At 72.2% G+C, this 16,974-nt stretch carries 9 protein-coding genes and 1 pseudogene; 9 read left to right on the forward strand and 1 reads right to left on the reverse strand.

Annotated elements, in window-relative coordinates; all coding sequences use genetic code 11:
- Window positions 1-137: 137 nt before the first annotated feature.
- Window positions 138-461, forward strand: a pseudogene (locus HZS56_RS14470) (Rv3654c family TadE-like protein); the annotation flags it as partial.
- 242 nt (window positions 462-703) lie between these two features.
- Here the strand turns inward: HZS56_RS14470 and sftH are convergent.
- Window positions 704-3,217, reverse strand: a complete 2,514-nt coding sequence (gene sftH, locus HZS56_RS14475; protein ID WP_216721127.1) for a DEAD/DEAH box helicase — start codon at window positions 3,215-3,217, stop codon at window positions 704-706.
- Between the two features lie 82 nt (window positions 3,218-3,299).
- Here sftH and bldG point away from each other — a divergent pair, with 82 nt between their 5' ends.
- The 8 genes from bldG (at window position 3,300) to tmk (ending at window position 16,962) form a co-directional block, all read left to right on the forward strand.
- Window positions 3,300-3,641, forward strand: a complete 342-nt coding sequence (gene bldG, locus HZS56_RS14480; protein ID WP_003975386.1) for an anti-sigma factor antagonist BldG — start codon at window positions 3,300-3,302, stop codon at window positions 3,639-3,641.
- 125 nt (window positions 3,642-3,766) lie between these two features.
- Window positions 3,767-4,198, forward strand: coding sequence for an ATP-binding protein (locus HZS56_RS14485; RefSeq protein ID WP_216721128.1), 432 nt, complete (start codon window positions 3,767-3,769; stop codon window positions 4,196-4,198).
- Between the two features lie 404 nt (window positions 4,199-4,602).
- Entirely contained in the window at window positions 4,603-7,023 is a 2,421-nt protein-coding gene (locus HZS56_RS14490; RefSeq protein WP_216721129.1) for a sodium-translocating pyrophosphatase, read from the forward strand.
- Window positions 7,024-7,249: 226 nt separating this feature from the next.
- Window positions 7,250-7,822, forward strand: coding sequence for a small secreted protein (locus HZS56_RS14495; protein WP_308408076.1), 573 nt, complete (start codon window positions 7,250-7,252; stop codon window positions 7,820-7,822).
- 177 nt (window positions 7,823-7,999) lie between these two features.
- Entirely contained in the window at window positions 8,000-9,517 is a 1,518-nt protein-coding gene (locus HZS56_RS14500; RefSeq protein ID WP_216721131.1) for a DUF7059 domain-containing protein, read from the forward strand.
- 496 nt (window positions 9,518-10,013) lie between these two features.
- Window positions 10,014-10,211, forward strand: coding sequence for a hypothetical protein (locus tag HZS56_RS14505; protein ID WP_216721132.1), 198 nt, complete (start codon window positions 10,014-10,016; stop codon window positions 10,209-10,211).
- Window positions 10,212-10,479: 268 nt separating this feature from the next.
- The gene (gene topA, locus HZS56_RS14510) at window positions 10,480-13,395 is read left to right on the forward strand and encodes a type I DNA topoisomerase (protein ID WP_216721133.1); all 2,916 of its coding nucleotides are present in this window, start codon (window positions 10,480-10,482) and stop codon (window positions 13,393-13,395) included.
- A 156-nt stretch (window positions 13,396-13,551) separates the two neighbouring features.
- The gene (gene tmk, locus HZS56_RS14515) at window positions 13,552-16,962 is read left to right on the forward strand and encodes a dTMP kinase (protein ID WP_216721134.1); all 3,411 of its coding nucleotides are present in this window, start codon (window positions 13,552-13,554) and stop codon (window positions 16,960-16,962) included.
- Window positions 16,963-16,974 lie beyond the last annotated feature (12 nt).

Here is a 16,974-nt window from a genome sequence, read left to right on the forward strand (position 1 = left end):
GCCAGAGACGGGCGCGGGGCCCGGGGCGGAACTGAGGCGACCGCCGTTGCTCCGTTCGGCTGACCGGCCTCGTCCCAGGGTCCGCCTCCGTTTCCACGGCTCACCGTGGGTCCGGCCGCGGGGCTGTCCGGCGGCTCGTGCCCGGTCGCGGGACGGCCCTCGACCAGGGCTCGGCGACTGTGTGGAGCGTGGGTGCCGTCGCCGTTCTGTGCCTGGTTTTCGGCATCGTGCTGGCCCTGGGGCAAGCCGTCGTGGCCCGGCACCGGGCGGCCGGGGGTGCCGACATGGCGGCGCTCGCGGCCGCGGACCAGTGGGCCAGGGGCCGCACGGCGGCGTGTGCCGAGGCCGACCGCGTCGCGCGGGCCCAGCAGACCCGGCTCGTGCGCTGCGTGCTCACCGGGCAGGTCTCGGACGTGACCGCGGCGTCGGGCACGGGAGCGTTCGCGGCGGAGGTCCGGGCGAGGGCAGGCCCGGCTTCGGAGACTCCCGCCCTCGACGCCCCCGGCGCGGCTTCGGTGCCCGGAGCCGGCCCGGCCGGCCCGGCTTCTTCGGTCTGCCCCGGCTCGGCGTCCTCGGACAGCACGGTCTGCACGACACGCCCAGTAGCTTCGGGCAGTCCGGTTTCTTCGGGACAGCCCGGTCTCAGCCCGGTCCCTTCGGTCCGCGTCGGCTCCGCGTCCGGGGTGCGCCCGTTCCGCTCCGCCTACCTCGTCCCCGTCCCCGCCGTCCCCGTCCCCGTCTCCGCCGTCCCCGCTGCCGGCCGCTGGGCCTCCTCTGCTCCCCGCAGCAGCACTGTGAGGAGCCGTACCGCTCCCCGTTTGTGCAGGGGCTCGTTGCCGTTGCCGCACTTGGGGGACTGGATGCAGGACGGGCACCCGGCGTCGCACTCGCAGGAGGCGATGGCCTCGCGGGTGGCCGTGAGCCATTCGCGGGCCGTGTGGAAGGCGCGCTCGGCGAAGCCCGCGCCGCCCGGGTGGCCGTCGTACACGAAGACGGTCGGCAGCAGCGTGTCCGGGTGCAGCGGGACGGACACGCCGCCGATGTCCCAGCGGTCGCAGGTCGCGAAGAGGGGCAGCATGCCGATCGAGGCGTGTTCGGCGGCGTGCAGGGCCCCTCCGAGGATCTCCGGGTTGATCCGGGCCGCGTCCAGTTGGTCCTCGGTGACCGTCCACCACACGGCGCGGGTGCGCAGTGTCCGGGCCGGGAGGTCGAGCTTGGTCTCGCCCAGGACCTCGCCGGTGATCAGCCGCCGGCGCAGGAAGGAGACCACCTGGTTGGTGACCTCGACGGAGCCGTAGCAAAGGCGTCCGTCTCCCCAGGGGATCTCGACGTCGGTGTCCAGGACCGAGATGGCCGTGGTGTCGCGGGCCACGGTCGAGTAGGCGGGAGTGGCCTGTTCGACCAGCGCGACGGAGTCCTCCAGGTCGAGGGAGCGGACGAGGTACGTGCGGCCCTGGTGGAGGTGCACGGCGCCGTCGTGGACGGTCGTGTGCGCCGCACCCGCGTCCACGGTCCCCAGCAGCCGCCCCGTCCCGGTCTCGACGACCTGGACCGGGCGCCCGCCCTCCCCGCGGATGTCCGTCAGGTCGGCGGCGCGCTCGCGGCGGGTCCAGTGCCAGGCCCGGGTGCGCCGGCGCAGCAGCTTCGCCGCCTCCAGCTGGGGCAGCAGCTCCTCGCAGGCGGGGCCGAAGAGCTTCAGGTCCTCCTCCGTCAGGGGGAGTTCGGCAGCCGCCGCGCACAGGTGGGGGGCCAGGACGTACGGGTTGTCCGGGTCGAGGACCGTGGACTCCACCGGCTGGTCGAACAGGGCCTCCGGGTGGTGGACGAGGAAGGTGTCCAGCGGGTCGTCACGGGCGACCAGCAACGCCAGCGCCCCCTGCCCCGAGCGGCCCGCCCGGCCCGCCTGCTGCCACAGCGAGGCGCGCGTGCCCGGGTAGCCGGCGATCACCACGGCGTCCAGGCCGGAGATGTCGAGGCCGAGTTCCAGGGCGTTCGTGGCCGCCAGTCCGAGGAGCTCGCCGGAGTGCAGGGCGCGTTCCAGAGCACGGCGTTCCTCCGGGAGGTAGCCCCCGCGGTAGGCGGCCACGCGCCGGGCCAGGGAGCGGTCGACCTCGCCCAGGCGCTCCTGGGCGATCACCGAGATCAGCTCGGCGCCGCGCCGGGACCGCACGAACGTGATCGAGCGCATGCCCTGCACGGTGAGATCGGTGAGCAGGTCGGCGGCCTCCGCGGTGGCCGTGCGGCGGACCGGTGCGCCCTTCTCGCCCTCCAGTTCGGTCAGCGGCGGTTCCCACAGGGCGAACACCAGTTCACCGCGGGGTGAGGCGTCGTCGGCTACCTCGACGACGGGCAGCCCGGTGAGCCGGCGGGCGGCCACCGCGGGCTCGGCGGCGGTGGCGGAGGCGAGCAGGAACACGGGCGACGCGCCGTATCGGGCGCACAATCTGCGGAGCCTGCGCAGCACCTGGGCGACGTGGGAGCCGAAGACGCCCCGGTAGGTGTGGCACTCGTCGATGACGACGTACTTCAGCGCCCTCAGGAAGGAGGACCAGCGCGGGTGGGACGGCAGGATGCCGCGGTGCAGCATGTCCGGGTTGGTCAGCACGTACGTGCCGTACTGGCGGATCCACTCGCGTTCCTCGAACGGCGTGTCGCCGTCGTACACCGCGGCCCGCACGGATGTGCCGAGAGGTTGTGAAAGTTCCTTCACGGATCGGCACTGGTCGGCCGCCAGGGCTTTGGTGGGGGCCAGGTAGAGGGCGGTGGCGCCCCGCCCGTTGGGGGCCTCGGAGCCGTCCACCAGCCGTGACAGGACCGGCACCAGGTAGGCCAGGGACTTGCCGGAGGCGGTGCCGGTGGCGACCACCACCGAGTCGCCGTCCAGGGCGTGCTCGGCCGCGCGTGCCTGGTGGGCCCAGGGATGCTCGATGCCCGCGGCCCGTACCGCGGCGACGATCTCCGGCCGAATCCGGTCCGGCCAGACCGCATGACGGCCCGCGCGCGGGGGCAAGTGCTCCGTATGAGTGATGCGCGCAGCCCGGCTCGGTCCCGCGGCGAGCCGGGCCAGGACGGTGCTCGGTTCCGGCCGGGAGCCGGGCTCCGCCGGGGGTCGATCGGATCGGTGATTCTTGGCCATCGGCACCGAGTCTGTCACTGGCGTGACGGACAATGGGAGGAAGGCGTCGTGCACGCCTGCCGGTAAGTGATTGAATGCCATCGCGGCTGGCGAACCGTCCTGGGGGCTTCAAGCCGAGGTGTCCCGAGGGACGACCGCTCGATAGCAAGGTGCTGGAGGATCCGTGGACCTGTCCCTGTCGACCCGTACCGTCGGCGATCGTACGGTCGTCGAGGTCGGTGGCGAAATTGACGTATACACCGCGCCCAAGCTGCGTGAGCAGCTGGTCGAGCTCGTGAACGACGGGAGTTTCCACCTCGTCGTCGACATGGAGGGCGTGGACTTCCTCGACTCCACAGGGCTCGGCGTGCTGGTCGGCGGACTGAAGCGGGTGCGTGCCCATGAGGGCTCGCTGCGCCTGGTCTGCAACCAGGAGCGCATTCTCAAGATCTTCCGTATCACCGGCCTCACCAAGGTGTTCCCCATTCACACCTCGGTCGAGGAAGCGGTGGCGGCCACCGACTGAGACGACCGGTACCGAGACGACCGGTCCCGGGCCCGCGGGCCCGGGACCGCACGTACAACGAGGGGGGTCCGGGCTGTCGGCGGCCCGGACCCCCGAAAGCACGCCCGTAGTTCCGAGGGGGATGCATGGCCACCGTCGAACTCCGCTTCAGTGCGCTGCCCGAGCATGTCCGCACCGCCCGTCTGGTGGCGGCCGCGGTGGCTCGCAGGGCGGGAGTGGACGAGGCCGTCCTCGACGAGGTCAGGCTCGCCGTCGGCGAGGCCTGCACCAGGGCGGTGGGCCTGCATCAGCACATCGGCATCACGGCGCCGGTCAAGGTGTCGCTGATCGAGGAGGAGAAGCAGTTCTCCATCGAGGTCGGCGACGAGGCGCCGCACACGGCTCCGGCGACGAACACTCCCGGAGCCGCTGCCGACGAGCCGGAGGCCGAGGAGGACGAGATGGGGCTCGCGGTCATCAGCGGGCTCGTCGACGACGTGGAGGTCAGGGCGGGCGAGGACGGCGGACTGATCCGCATGACCTGGCCCACCGCACCGGCGGTGCTGCCACCGGTCTGACCTCCGCGTACGCCCGAAGGCCACCCGAGGATCACCCGAAGGGCCCCACCCGGTGGGGCCCTTCGGCATGTGCGGACATACATTGGGCTCGTGCGGACGCCAAGTGAATTCCTTCACGATCAACCGTTCGCCAGAAGCAGTTCACGATCAACTTATCGAGATCAGCTCTTCGAGATCAGCTCTTCGAGATCAGCTCTTCGAGATCAACGGCACGGAGATTTCCGGTCAAGTCGATCAGTGAATCACCGGATGGATCACGGAATTAATGCCGGAAGGGCATTACTACTTCCGACGCCCTTGTGGTTGACAGGGTAATTCCTTTTGTCGTGCACTGTTTTGATCAGGTTCCGGTACCTACAATCCCGTCCACATCTTGAGCTCAGCCCAAGCGTCAAGGAGGACGAATGGCGGAGCTTTCCACCTCACATCAGTTTGGCCCTCGTCAGCTGGGTGACCCCTCGACCCTCGCGGCCGCCGTGCTGACCGACGGCAACCGTGTCCTCGTCGCCGTGATCGCGGTCGTCGCCCTGGCCGCGCTGGTGCTCGCGGGCGTCCTGGTGCGCCAGGTGCTGGCCGCGGGCGAGGGAACCGACAGCATGAAGAAGATCGCGGCGGCCGTACAGGAAGGCGCGAACGCCTATCTGGCCCGCCAGTTGCGCACGCTCGGCGTATTCGCCGTCGTCGTGTTCTTTCTGCTCCTGCTGCTGCCCGCGGACGACTGGAATCAACGTGCGGGTCGTTCGATCTTCTTCCTGATCGGCGCCGCGTTCTCGGCGGCCACCGGGTATATCGGCATGTGGCTCGCCGTGCGCAGCAACGTGCGCGTCGCGGCGGCGGCGCGGGAGGCGACTCCGGCCCCGGGAGAACCGGAAAAGGATCTCACTCTCGTCTCGCACAGAGCCACGAAGATCGCTTTTCGCACCGGTGGCGTGGTCGGCATGTTCACGGTGGGGCTCGGCCTGCTGGGCGCCTGCTGCGTGGTGCTGGTGTACGCGGCCGACGCGCCGAAGGTCCTGGAGGGATTCGGACTGGGAGCCGCGCTGATCGCGATGTTCATGCGGGTCGGCGGCGGCATCTTCACCAAGGCCGCCGACGTCGGCGCCGACCTGGTCGGCAAGGTCGAACAGGGCATTCCGGAGGACGATCCGCGCAATGCCGCGACCATCGCCGACAACGTGGGCGACAACGTCGGCGACTGCGCGGGGATGGCCGCCGACCTCTTCGAGTCGTACGCCGTCACCCTGGTGGCCGCACTGATCCTCGGCAAGGTCGCCTTCGGCGACTCCGGACTGGCGTTCCCGCTGCTGGTCCCGGCGATCGGTGTGATCACCGCCATGATCGGCATCTTCGCGGTGGCGCCACGGCGCTCCGACCGCAGCGGCATGAGCGCGATCAACCGGGGCTTCTTCGTCTCCGCCGTGATCTCGCTGGTGCTGGTGGCGGTCGCCGTCTTCGTCTACCTGCCCGGCAGCTACGCCGACCTGGACGGCGTCACCGACGCGGCGATCGCCGGCAGGAGCGGCGACCCGCGGATCCTCGCGCTGGTCGCGGTGGCGATCGGCATCGTGCTCGCCGCCCTGATCCAGCAGCTCACCGGATACTTCACCGAGACCACCCGGCGTCCCGTCAAGGACATCGGCAAGACCTCGCTCACCGGTCCCGCCACCGTCGTCCTCGCCGGTATCTCGCTCGGCCTCGAATCCGCCGTCTACACCGCCCTGCTGATCGGCCTCGGCGTCTACGGGGCCTTCCTGCTCGGCGGCACGTCGATCATGCTGGCGCTGTTCGCGGTGGCGCTGGCCGGCACCGGTCTGCTCACCACGGTCGGTGTGATCGTCGCCATGGACACCTTCGGACCGGTCTCCGACAACGCGCAGGGTATCGCCGAGATGTCCGGCGACGTCGAGGGCGCCGGCGCCCAGGTGCTCACCGACCTCGACGCGGTCGGCAACACCACCAAGGCCATCACCAAGGGCATCGCCATCGCCACCGCGGTCCTCGCGGCGGCGGCCCTGTTCGGGTCGTACCGCGATGCCATCACCACCGGCGCGGCGGACGTGGGCGAGAAGCTCAGCGGCGAGGGCGCGCCGATGAACCTGATGATGGACATCTCACAGCCCAACAACCTCGTCGGGCTCATCGCGGGCGCGGCGGTCGTCTTCCTCTTCTCGGGGCTGGCGATCAACGCGGTGTCGCGGTCGGCGGGCGCCGTGGTCTTCGAGGTGCGGCGGCAGTTCCGGGAACGGCCCGGCATCATGGACCACACCGAGAAGCCGGAGTACGGCAAGGTCGTCGACATCTGCACCAGGGACGCCCTGCGCGAACTCGCCACGCCCGGCCTGCTCGCCGTGATGGCGCCCATCTTCATCGGCTTCACCCTCGGCGTCGGCGCCCTCGGCGCGTTCCTCGCGGGCGCGATCGGTGCCGGGACGCTGATGGCGGTGTTCCTCGCCAACTCCGGTGGCTCCTGGGACAACGCCAAGAAGCTCGTCGAGGACGGCCACCACGGCGGCAAGGGCAGCGAGGCGCACGCCGCCACCGTCATCGGCGACACGGTCGGCGACCCCTTCAAGGACACCGCCGGCCCGGCCATCAACCCGCTGCTGAAGGTCATGAACCTGGTCGCGCTGCTCATCGCGCCGGCGGTCATCAAGTTCTCCTACGGCGCCGACAAAAGCACCGGCGTCCGGGTCCTGATCGCCGTCGTCGCGTTCGTCGTCATCGCGGCGGCGGTCTACGTCTCCAAGCGGCGCGGCATCGCCATGGGTGACGAGGACAACCCCGACCGGGAGCCCAAGTCGGCCGATCCCGCCGTGGTTTCGTAGCGGACGTCACCCGGGCATTCTGAACGGCGCAGCTCAAAGTGCGGGCGGACGGCGCGTGTTGACGCGTCGTCCGCCCGTTTCATGCCGGTGCGCGCCCTCCCACCGTGAGCCTTCTCTCTCTTGGTGCAAATGGCTCCAATACGGTCTTAACGGCTGTTCGTCCTCCGGATGTCTCCCGTCCGGCGTGTATGTTCCGGGGCCGAGAGCCACGGAAGGGACCAACCCGGTGAACAAGAAGCTCGCGGCCGCACTCTCCGGCGGTGCGGTACTGGTACTGGCGCTGACGGGCTGCGGCAGCGGCGACGACAACGAGAAGCTGGACGCCTGGGCGAAGGACGTCTGCGACGGGGTGCAGCCGCAGGCCAAGAAGATCGAGGCGGCCAACGCGGCGATCCAGAAGGAGACCTCGGACAACAGCACGCCGGCCGAGGTCCAGAAGACCGACGCGAAGGCCTTCCAGGACATGTCCGACGCCTACAAGGCGATGGGCGCCACCGTGCAGAAGGCCGGTCCCCCGGACGTCGACGACGGCGAGAAGAAGCAGAAGGACGCCGTCACCGAACTGAACGGCCTCTCCTCCTCCTACGGCTCCCTGAGGAAGCAGGTGGAGGACCTCGACACCAAGGACCAGGCGAAGTTCGCCGACGGTCTCAAGGACATCGCCACCGAGCTGAACAAGCTCAGCAAGAGCGGCAGCAACGCCCTGAAGACCCTGGAGGAGGGCGACGTCGGCCAGGCGATGGCGAAGCAGGAGAGCTGCAAGGCCGCCTCGGTGACGCCGTCTGCCGCGGCCGGCTGACCGCAGGGCCGCGACGGGCGCGGGCAAGGGTGCGGGCGCGGGCAAGGGCGCGGGCACGGGCGAGGCGCGACGGGCGGCAGGCCGCAGGGCCGGCAGCCGCGGGGGCGGCAGGCAGCGTGCGGCAGGGCGGCAGTGTGCGGCAGGGCCGCAACGGGTGTGCGGGGCCACAATGGGGGTGTGAGTAACGCCAGCCTGTCCCCCCTGCCCTCCGCCGACCGCCCCGACGTCACCGCACGGCTGCGGGACGCCCTGCTCGGGGCGTCCTTCACCGCCGACGGACTGCTGGAGCTGCTCGGCGCCCCCGCCTATGCGGCCCTGTCGCGCAGCGAGACCGTGCCCGCGCTCCGTGCCACCCGCGGCGACACGCCGCTCGCGCTGCTCGTCCGGCTGTTCCTGCTGCAGCAACCGGTCCTCCACGCGCGCGTGGAGCACGTTCTGCCCGTCGACGCCTGCCTGGAGAGCGGCTGGCTGGTCCGCGCGGGCGACGACGAGGTGGCGGCCACCGTGGACGTACGGCCCTTCGGCGGCCCCGGCGGCGAGGACTGGTTCATCGTCTCCGACCTCGGCTGTGCGGTCGGCGGCGCCGGAGGCATCGGCAACCACGCCGAGGGCGTCGTCCTCGGCGTCGGCGGCGCCTCCACGACCCTCGCGGGCCTCACCGTCCGCACACCCGTGGCCGCGGCCCTCGACGTCGGCACCGGCTCCGGCATCCAGGCGCTGCACGCTGCCGCGCACGCCACGCGCGTGACGGCGACCGACGTGAACCCGCGCGCGCTGCACATCACCGCGCTCACCCTCGCCCTCTCCGGCGCCCAGGCGGCCGACCTGCGCGAGGGCTCCCTCTACGACCCCGTGCACGACGACGAGACGTACGACCTGATCGTCTCCAACCCGCCCTTCGTGATCTCGCCCGGCGCCCGGCTCACCTACCGCGACGGCGGGATGGGCGGGGACGATCTGTGCCGCTCGCTCGTTCAGCAGACGGGGGAGCGCCTGAACGAGGGCGGATTCGCGCACTTCCTCGCCAACTGGCAGCACGTCGACGGGGAGGAGTGGACGGACCGGCTGCGCTCCTGGGTGCCGCGCGGCTGCGACGCGTGGATCGTGCAGCGCGAGGTGCAGGACGTCACGCAGTACGCCGAGCTGTGGCTCAGGGACGCGGGCGACCACCGTGGCGACCCGGCCGAGTACCAGGCGCGGTACGACGCGTGGCTGGACGAGTTCGAGGCGCGGGGGGTCAGGGCCGTCGGCTTCGGCTGGATCACGCTGCGCCGGGCCGGGGCCGCGGAGCCCTCGGTCGTCGCCGAGGAGTGGCCGCACCCGGTCGAGCAGCCGCTCGGCGAGGCCGTCCGCGCCCACTTCGACCGCGTCGACTACCTCCGCGCCCACGACGACGCAGCCCTGCTCGAAGCGCACTTCACGCTGGCCGGCGAGGTCGTACAGGAACAGGTCGGACTGCCCGGCGCCGAGGACCCGGAGCACGTCGTGCTGCGCCAGAACCGCGGCATGCGCAGGGCCACCCGGGTCGACACCGTCGGCGCCGGTTTCGCGGGCGTCTGCGACGGCACGATGAGCGCCGGCCGCATCCTGGACGCCATCGCCCAGCTGGTCGGCGAGGACCCGGTCGCCCTGCGGGACCGCACGCCCGCACAGATCCGGCTGCTGGTGGAGCAGGGGTTCCTCGAACCGGCGTAGCCGGACCGGTACTGGGCTGGACCGGTACTGGGCTGGACCGGTACTGGGCTGGACCGGTACTGGGCTGGACCGGTACTGGGCTGGACCGGTACCCGGCTGGACCGGTACCCGGCTGGACCGGTACCCGGCTGGACCGGTCCTCGGCCGGACCAGTCCTCAGTGGGGACCGGTGCTCCTTGAGACGGCACTCAATGAGACCCGCGCGCAGCGAGACCCCCATCGTGAGGTCCGCTTCGTGAGGCCCCCAACGCGAGCTCCCAACGCCGGACCGGCATGCCGCGACCGGTGTGGAAAGGGCTGCGGACGCGCCGCCGGTCTGCGCCGCCCCGCGCCCCACCGCCGTACGGGAGAAACGAGCCGCCGTACGGGAGGAACAGGCCACCCCCGCCGCACGGTCGGCCCCGCGTTCACCCGGGGTTCGCCTGCCCGCCGCCCGTGCGTGACAGCCTCCCGGAGGCTGGACACGCGCGGGCTGGAGACAAGGGGCACGGGGACCATGGAGAGTGGACCGGCGATCTTCGCAGGACTGGTGTTCGCCCTGTTCGGGGCCGGTCTGCTGGTGTGGACCACAGCGCGGGTGCGGCACGGCCGGCCCGTCGCGGAAGGTGTGAGTCCGGTCGCATCGGCGGCCTTCGCGGCCGTCACCGGGGTGGTCGCGCTGGCCCTCGCCGCATGGTGCCTGACACAGGTCTGAAGGGCCGGTTCCGGCCCCCTCCCGTAGCCCCGGCCGAGTAACCGGCAGGTCGCGCTCCGGATACGCGCGCCGGGACCGGAACCGACACCGGGCGGCAGGAACAGGGTTCGTCGGGTTACCGTTCGAGTGGCCGTTGTGAGCTTTTCCCGTTTGACACGGGGGCGGGAGGTACCGTCACACTCCGCAGCGTCACGACCGAAACACAGAACGACCCGACCCGGGACCACGGCCTGGGGAGGCCCAGCGTCGACCGGAAAGAAGAGCGAAGTTGTCCCCGACCAGCGAGACCGCAGACGGCGGCCGCCGACTCGTCATCGTCGAGTCGCCTAACAAGGTGAAGACGATCAAGGGCTATCTCGGTCCTGGATACGTCGTCGAGGCGAGCGTCGGGCACATTCGCGACCTTCCCAGCGGCGCGGCGGAGGTGCCGGAGAAGTACACCGGCGAGGTCCGCCGCCTCGGTGTGGACGTCGACCACGACTTCGAGCCGATCTACGTGGTCAACGCCGACAAGAAGTCCCAGGTCAAGAAGCTCAAGGACCTGCTGAAGGAATCCGACGAGCTCTACCTCGCCACCGACGAGGACCGCGAGGGCGAGGCCATCGCCTGGCATCTCCAGGAAGTCCTCAAGCCGAAGATCCCGGTCAAGCGCATGGTGTTCCACGAGATCACCAAGGACGCCATCCGGGCCGCCGTCGCCAACCCGCGCGAGCTCAACCAGAAGCTCGTCGACGCCCAGGAGACGCGCCGCATCGTCGACCGCCTCTACGGCTACGAGGTCTCGCCGGTCCTGTGGAAGAAGGTCATGCCGCGCCTGTCGGCGGGCCGCGTCCAGTCCGTCGCCTCCCGGCTCGTCGTCGAGCGGGAGCGCGCCCGCATGGCGTTCCGCTCCGCCGAGTACTGGGACCTCACCGGCACCTTCGCGACCGGCCGCGCGGGGGACGCATCCGACCCGTCGTCGCTGGTCGCCCGCCTCCAGACGGTCGACGGACGGCGCGTCGCACAGGGCCGCGACTTCGACTCCCTGGGCCGGCTCAAGAACGCCGACACCCTCCACCTCGACGAGGCGAACGCCCGCGCGCTGGCCGCCGCCCTCGAGGACACGCGGTTCTCGGTGCGCTCCGTCGAGTCCAAGCCGTACCGCCGCTCCCCGTACCCCCCGTTCCGTACGACGTCGCTCCAGCAGGAGGCCAGCCGCAAGCTCGGCCTCGGCGCGAAGGCGACCATGCAGGTGGCCCAGAAGCTGTACGAGAACGGCTACATCACCTACATGCGTACGGACTCCACGACCCTCAGCGACACCGCGCTCACCGCGGCCCGCGCCCAGGTCACGCAGCTGTACGGCACCGACTACCTGCCGCCGCAGCCCCGCACGTACGCCGGCAAGGTCAGGAACGCGCAGGAGGCGCACGAGGCGATCCGGCCCTCGGGCGACCGTTTCCGCACGCCCGCCGAGACCGGGCTGACCGGCGAGCAGTTCAAGCTGTACGAGCTGATCTGGAAGCGGACCGTCGCCTCCCAGATGAAGGACGCGACCGGGAACAGTGTCACGGTCAAGATCGGCGGCGCCGCCTCCGACGGCCGGGACGTGGAGTTCAGCGCCTCCGGCAAGACCATCACCTTCCACGGCTTCCTCAAGGCCTACGTCGAGGGCGCCGACGACCCGAACGCCGAGCTGGACGACCGCGAGCGCCGCCTGCCGCAGGTCGCCGAGGGCGACGCGCTGACGGCCGACGAGATCGCGGTCGACGGCCACGCCACCAAGCCCCCGGCCCGCTACACCGAGGCGTCGCTGATCAAAGAGCTGGAGGACCGGGAGATCGGCCGCCCGTCGACGTACGCGTCGATCATCGGCACCATCCTCGACCGCGGCTACGTCTTCAAGAAGGGCACGGCTCTCGTCCCCTCCTTCCTCTCCTTCGCCGTGGTCAACCTCCTGGAGAAGCACTTCGGGCGGCTCGTCGACTACGACTTCACCGCCAAGATGGAGGACGACCTCGACGCCATCGCCCGCGGCGAGGCGCAGTCGGTGCCGTGGCTGCGGCGCTTCTACTTCGGCGAGGGCGACGACCCCGGCCCCGCCCCGGGCAACGGCGGCGCGGCCGACGCGGGCAACGGCGACGGCGACCACCTCGGCGGCCTCAAGGAACTGGTGACCGACCTCGGCGCGATCGACGCCCGCGAGGTGTCCTCCTTCCCCGTCGGCAACGACATCGTGCTGCGCGTCGGCCGCTACGGCCCGTACGTCGAGCGCGGCGAGCGGGACTCCGACAACCACCAGCGCGCCGACGTCCCCGAGGACCTGGCGCCGGACGAGCTGTCCGTGGAACTGGCGGAGGAACTGCTCGCCAAGCCGAGCGGCGACTTCGAACTGGGCACCGACCCGGCCACCGGCCACACCATCGTCGCCAAGGACGGCCGCTACGGCCCGTACGTCACCGAGGTGCTGCCCGAGGGCACCCCGAAGACCGGCAAGAACGCCGTGAAGCCGCGCACCGCGTCGCTGTTCAAGTCCATGTCCCTGGACACGGTCACCCTGGACGACGCCCTGAAGCTGATGTCGCTGCCGCGGGTCGTCGGCACCGACGCGGAGGGCGTCGAGATCACCGCGCAGAACGGCCGCTACGGCCCGTACCTGAAGAAGGGCACGGACTCGCGGTCCCTGCAGACCGAGGAGCAGCTCTTCGGCATCACGCTGGAGGAGGCGCTGGCGATCTACGCCCAGCCCAAGCAGCGTGGCCGGGCCGCGGCCAAGCCGCCGCTGAAGGAGCTCGGCACCGACCCGGTCAGCGAGAAGCCCGTCGTGGTCAAGGACGGCCGCTTTGGCCCGTACGTCACCGACGGCGAGACCAACGCGACCCTGCGCTCCGGCGACAGCGTCGAGGAGATCACGCCCGAGCGCGGTTACGAGCTGCTCGCCGAGAAGCGCGCCAAGGGGCCCGCGAAGAAGACGGCGAAGAAGGCCGCCAAGAAGACGGCCGCGAAGAAGACGGCGGCCAAGAAGACGGCGGCGGCCAAGACTGCCGCCAAGAAGACTGCGGCGACCAAGAAGACGGCCGCGGCGAAGACGACGACGGCCGCCAAGAAGACCGCCGCCAAGAGCACGGCGAAGAGCACCGCCAAGAAGACGACCGCCGGCACGGCCGCCAGGAAGGCGACCGCGTCGAAGACGTCGGAGGACTGAACACCGGTCAGGGACGCCGCACGGACGTGTCCCGAAGCGGAGAGGTCCGCGCACGCTCTTCGCAAAACGAACGCCCCGGCATCATTTCGGTGTCGGGGCGTGCGTACGTTCGGCCGGGCGCGCCGGACTGTCGGCGGCGCCCTATAGGCTGAACGCATGACGCGAGCCGAGCAGCCAACGGCCCCTCACCCCGCCCCCGACGACGCCCTGGTCGCGGACTCCCGCGAGCGCGCCGTCCGCGCCCTGCTGCGCCGCCCGCAGCTGAGGCGGTTGTGGAGCGCCCAGTTGGTGGGGGGTGTCGGCGACATCCTCGCCCTCCTGGTGCTGGTGCTCCTCGCCGTCCAGGCCGCCATCGGCGCGGGCTCGTTCGGCGGGGGCTACCGGGGCGTGGCGTTCGCAGTGGCGACCGTTTTCGGTGTCCGCATCCTCGCGACGCTGCTCTTCGGCGCCGTACTGCTCGGGCCGCTCACCTCGCTCACCTCGCAGGACGGTCCGCTCGACCGGCGCTGGACCATGGTCGGCGCCGACGGACTGCGCGCCGCACTGCTGATCGTCGCGCCGCTGTGGATCGACTGGATGCCGGACGACGCGCTCGCCGTGCTCCTGGTGACGGCCTTCGTCACCGGCGTCGCCGAGCGCTTCTGGACGGTGTGCCGGGAGAGCGCGGCGCCCGCGCTGCTGCCCGCGCCGCCCCTGGAGGGCGCGACGGTACGGCCGCTGCCCGACCACATGGACGCGCTGCGCCGCCTGTCGCTGCGCACGACCTTCGTGGCCGTCCCCCTCGCCGGCGCCGTCCTGGTCGTCGCGGGACTGGTGAACAACCTGCTGGGCTCCGGCGTCGCCTGGTTCGCCGAGCACCAGGCGGCGCTCGGTTCGTACGTCGCGGCCGGGCTCTTCGCCGCGTCCCTGTCCGTGGTGGCCCTCCTGGAGCTGCCCGGCGTCCGTACGCCGCGCGCGCGGTCACCGCTGGAGGGCCTGCGCCGCCCCAGGAGCGGCAGTGGCGTCGACAAGGGCCGCACCGGAGCGCTCCCGCTGCTGGTGTTCGCCTGCGCCGCCGTCGCCGCCGTGGTCTCCGCCGCGGTCGCCGTGGCGGTGCTGCACGCCAAGGACATGGGCGGCGGGCCCGTCCTGTTCGGACTGATGGCGGGCGCGCTGACCGGCGGCGTCGTCGTCGGCATCCGCACCGCTCCCGCCCTGCTGCCGTCGCTGTCCCGCCGGCGTCTGCTCGCCCTCGCGACCGCCTTCGTCGGCGTCGCCCTGCTGGCCGCCGGACTGGTCCCGGACGACACCACCGTGCTGCTGCTCCTCGCGCTGGCCGGCGTCGGCGCCGGTGTCGCCGCGAACACCGGGCACGCGCTGCTCGACCAGGAGACCGAGGACCACCGCCGGGCACGGACCACCGAGCACCTGCACGCGGTCGTCCGGGTCTACGTGGCGCTCGGCGCGGTCGTCGCCCCCGTGGTGGCCGCGGCGATCGGCCCGCACCGGCTGGAGAACGGCAAGTTCGTCTTCGCCCACGGCGGCGCCGCATTCCTGATGATGCTGCTCGGCGCGCTGCTGCTGCCGCTGGCCGCGCTGGTCCTCGCCAAGGTCGACGACCGCTCCGGCGTGCCGCTGCGGCACGATCTGCGGGACGCGCTGCTCGGGGGCGACGACCCGGAGCCGACGCCCGCGGCGAACGGCTTCTTCATCGCCCTGGAGGGCGGCGACGGCGCAGGCAAGTCCACCCAGGCCGAGGCCCTCGCCGAGTGGATCCGCGGCAAGGGCCACGAGGTCGTGCTCACCCGCGAGCCGGGGGCGACGCCGGTCGGCAAGCGGCTGCGCTCCATCCTGCTGGACGTCTCCAGCGCCGGTCTGTCGCACCGCGCGGAGGCGCTGCTGTACGCCGCCGACCGCGCGGAGCACGTCGACACGGTCGTCCGGCCCGCACTCGAGCGCGGCGCCGTGGTCGTCTCCGACCGGTACATCGACTCCTCGGTGGCCTACCAGGGCGCCGGCCGCGACCTGTCGCCCACCGAGATCGCCCGCATCAACCGCTGGGCCACCAACGGGCTCGTGCCGCACCTGACCGTCCTGCTGGACGTCGCGCCGGAGACGGCGCGCGAGCGGTTCACCGAGGCTCCGGACCGGCTGGAGTCGGAGCCCGCCGAGTTCCACGCCCGCGTGCGCTCCGGTTTCCTCACCCTGGCCGCCGCCGATCCCGGGCGCTACCTCGTGGTGGACGCGGGCCAGGAGCCCGAGGCCGTCACCAGCGTCGTACGTCACCGGCTCGACCAGGTGCTGCCGCTGTCCGAGGCCGAGATCAAGGCCCAGGAGGAGGCGCGCCGCAAGGCCGAGGAGGAGGCGCGCCGCAAGGCCGAGGAAGAGGCCGCGCGCAAGGCGGAGGAGGAGCGTCTGGAGCGCGAGCGCCTCGAGGAGGAGGCGCGGGTGCGCGCCGAGGAGGAGGAGCGCAAGCGGCGCGAGCTGGAGGAGGCGCAGCGGCGCGAGGCCGAGCGGCAGGCCGAGGAGGCCAGGCAGCGGGCCGAAGAGGCGCGGCGCAAGGCCGAGGAGGAGCGGGCCAGGCTCCTCGCCGAGGAGAAGGCGCGCGCCGAGGAGGAGGCCCGGCTGCGGGCCGAGGAGGAGCGGCACCGCAAGCAGGCCGAGGAGGAGGAGCGGCTGCGCGCGGAGGCCGAGGCCCGGCGCCTGGAGAAGCAGCGCAGGGCCGAGGAGGCCCTGCTGCGCGCGGAGGAGGCACGCCGGGCGGCGGAGCAGGCGGCGGCAGCGGCCGCTGCGGGCCCCAAGTCGTCGGCTCCGCCCGCCGCCGGCGCGCCCCGGCCGAAGCCGACCGCGGCCTCGCCGTCGCCGTCGGCCGCCGAGGTGGACTCGAGCGCTGATGCGGACGCTGACGCTGACGCGATGACGGTGCCGACGCCCGTGGTGACGCCCACGAACGCCTCCGGCGGTCCCGTGGAGGACACGGCGGTCCTGCGACCGGTGCGCGACACGCCCGACGAGGACGTGCCCGACGCCGACACGCCCGACGCCGACACGCCCGGCGACGGCACGCGGGGCGCCGACAGCCGGACGTCCGGAGAGCCCGGCAGCCCTGCGACGGAGCCGGGGTCCGAGCAGAGGTCCGAGCCGGAGTCCGAGTCCGAGGTGACGGCCGAGCTGCCCGTGCCGCCGGTGCCGGCCGGTGCGGCGGACGAGACCGCGGTGCTGCCCGCGGTGGAGCCGCAGGACCCCGAGGAGACGGCGGTGCTGCCGCCCGTGCCGCAGGGAGCCGCCGATGAGACGGCCGTGCTGCCGCCCGTACGCGAGGACGACCCCGCCGACCGGGTCCCGCCCGGCTACTTCCGGGAGGAGGGCCCGGCCGCCGGTGCCCACCACGCCGACGAGCCCCGGGACCGCACCCGCGAGCTGCCCCAGATCGACCCAGACCAGGCACCGCCCCGCAGGCGCCGCCCGGACTGGGCCGAGGAGACCCCGCTGGACGACCTGCCGACCCTGGCGGACGAACTGCTCGGACCGCGTGACGAGGACGACGACGAGGGCGGCCGCCGGGGCAGGGGCCGGGGACGGCGCTGAGCAGGGGCCCGC

It is taken from the genome of Streptomyces mayonensis (assembly GCF_018982965.1).
Lineage (GTDB): Bacteria > Actinomycetota > Actinomycetes > Streptomycetales > Streptomycetaceae > Streptomyces > Streptomyces mayonensis.

Coding starts and splice junctions, on each gene's coding strand:
- HZS56_RS14505 (WP_216721132.1), top strand. CDS start 10,014: ATGGAGAGTGGACCGGCGATCTTCGCAGGACTGGTGTTCGCCCTGTTC.
- HZS56_RS14485 (WP_216721128.1), top strand. CDS start 3,767: ATGGCCACCGTCGAACTCCGCTTCAGTGCGCTGCCCGAGCATGTCCGC.
- tmk (WP_216721134.1), top strand. CDS start 13,552: ATGACGCGAGCCGAGCAGCCAACGGCCCCTCACCCCGCCCCCGACGAC.
- HZS56_RS14490 (WP_216721129.1), top strand. CDS start 4,603: ATGGCGGAGCTTTCCACCTCACATCAGTTTGGCCCTCGTCAGCTGGGT.
- sftH (WP_216721127.1), bottom strand. CDS start 3,217: ATGGCATTCAATCACTTACCGGCAGGCGTGCACGACGCCTTCCTCCCA.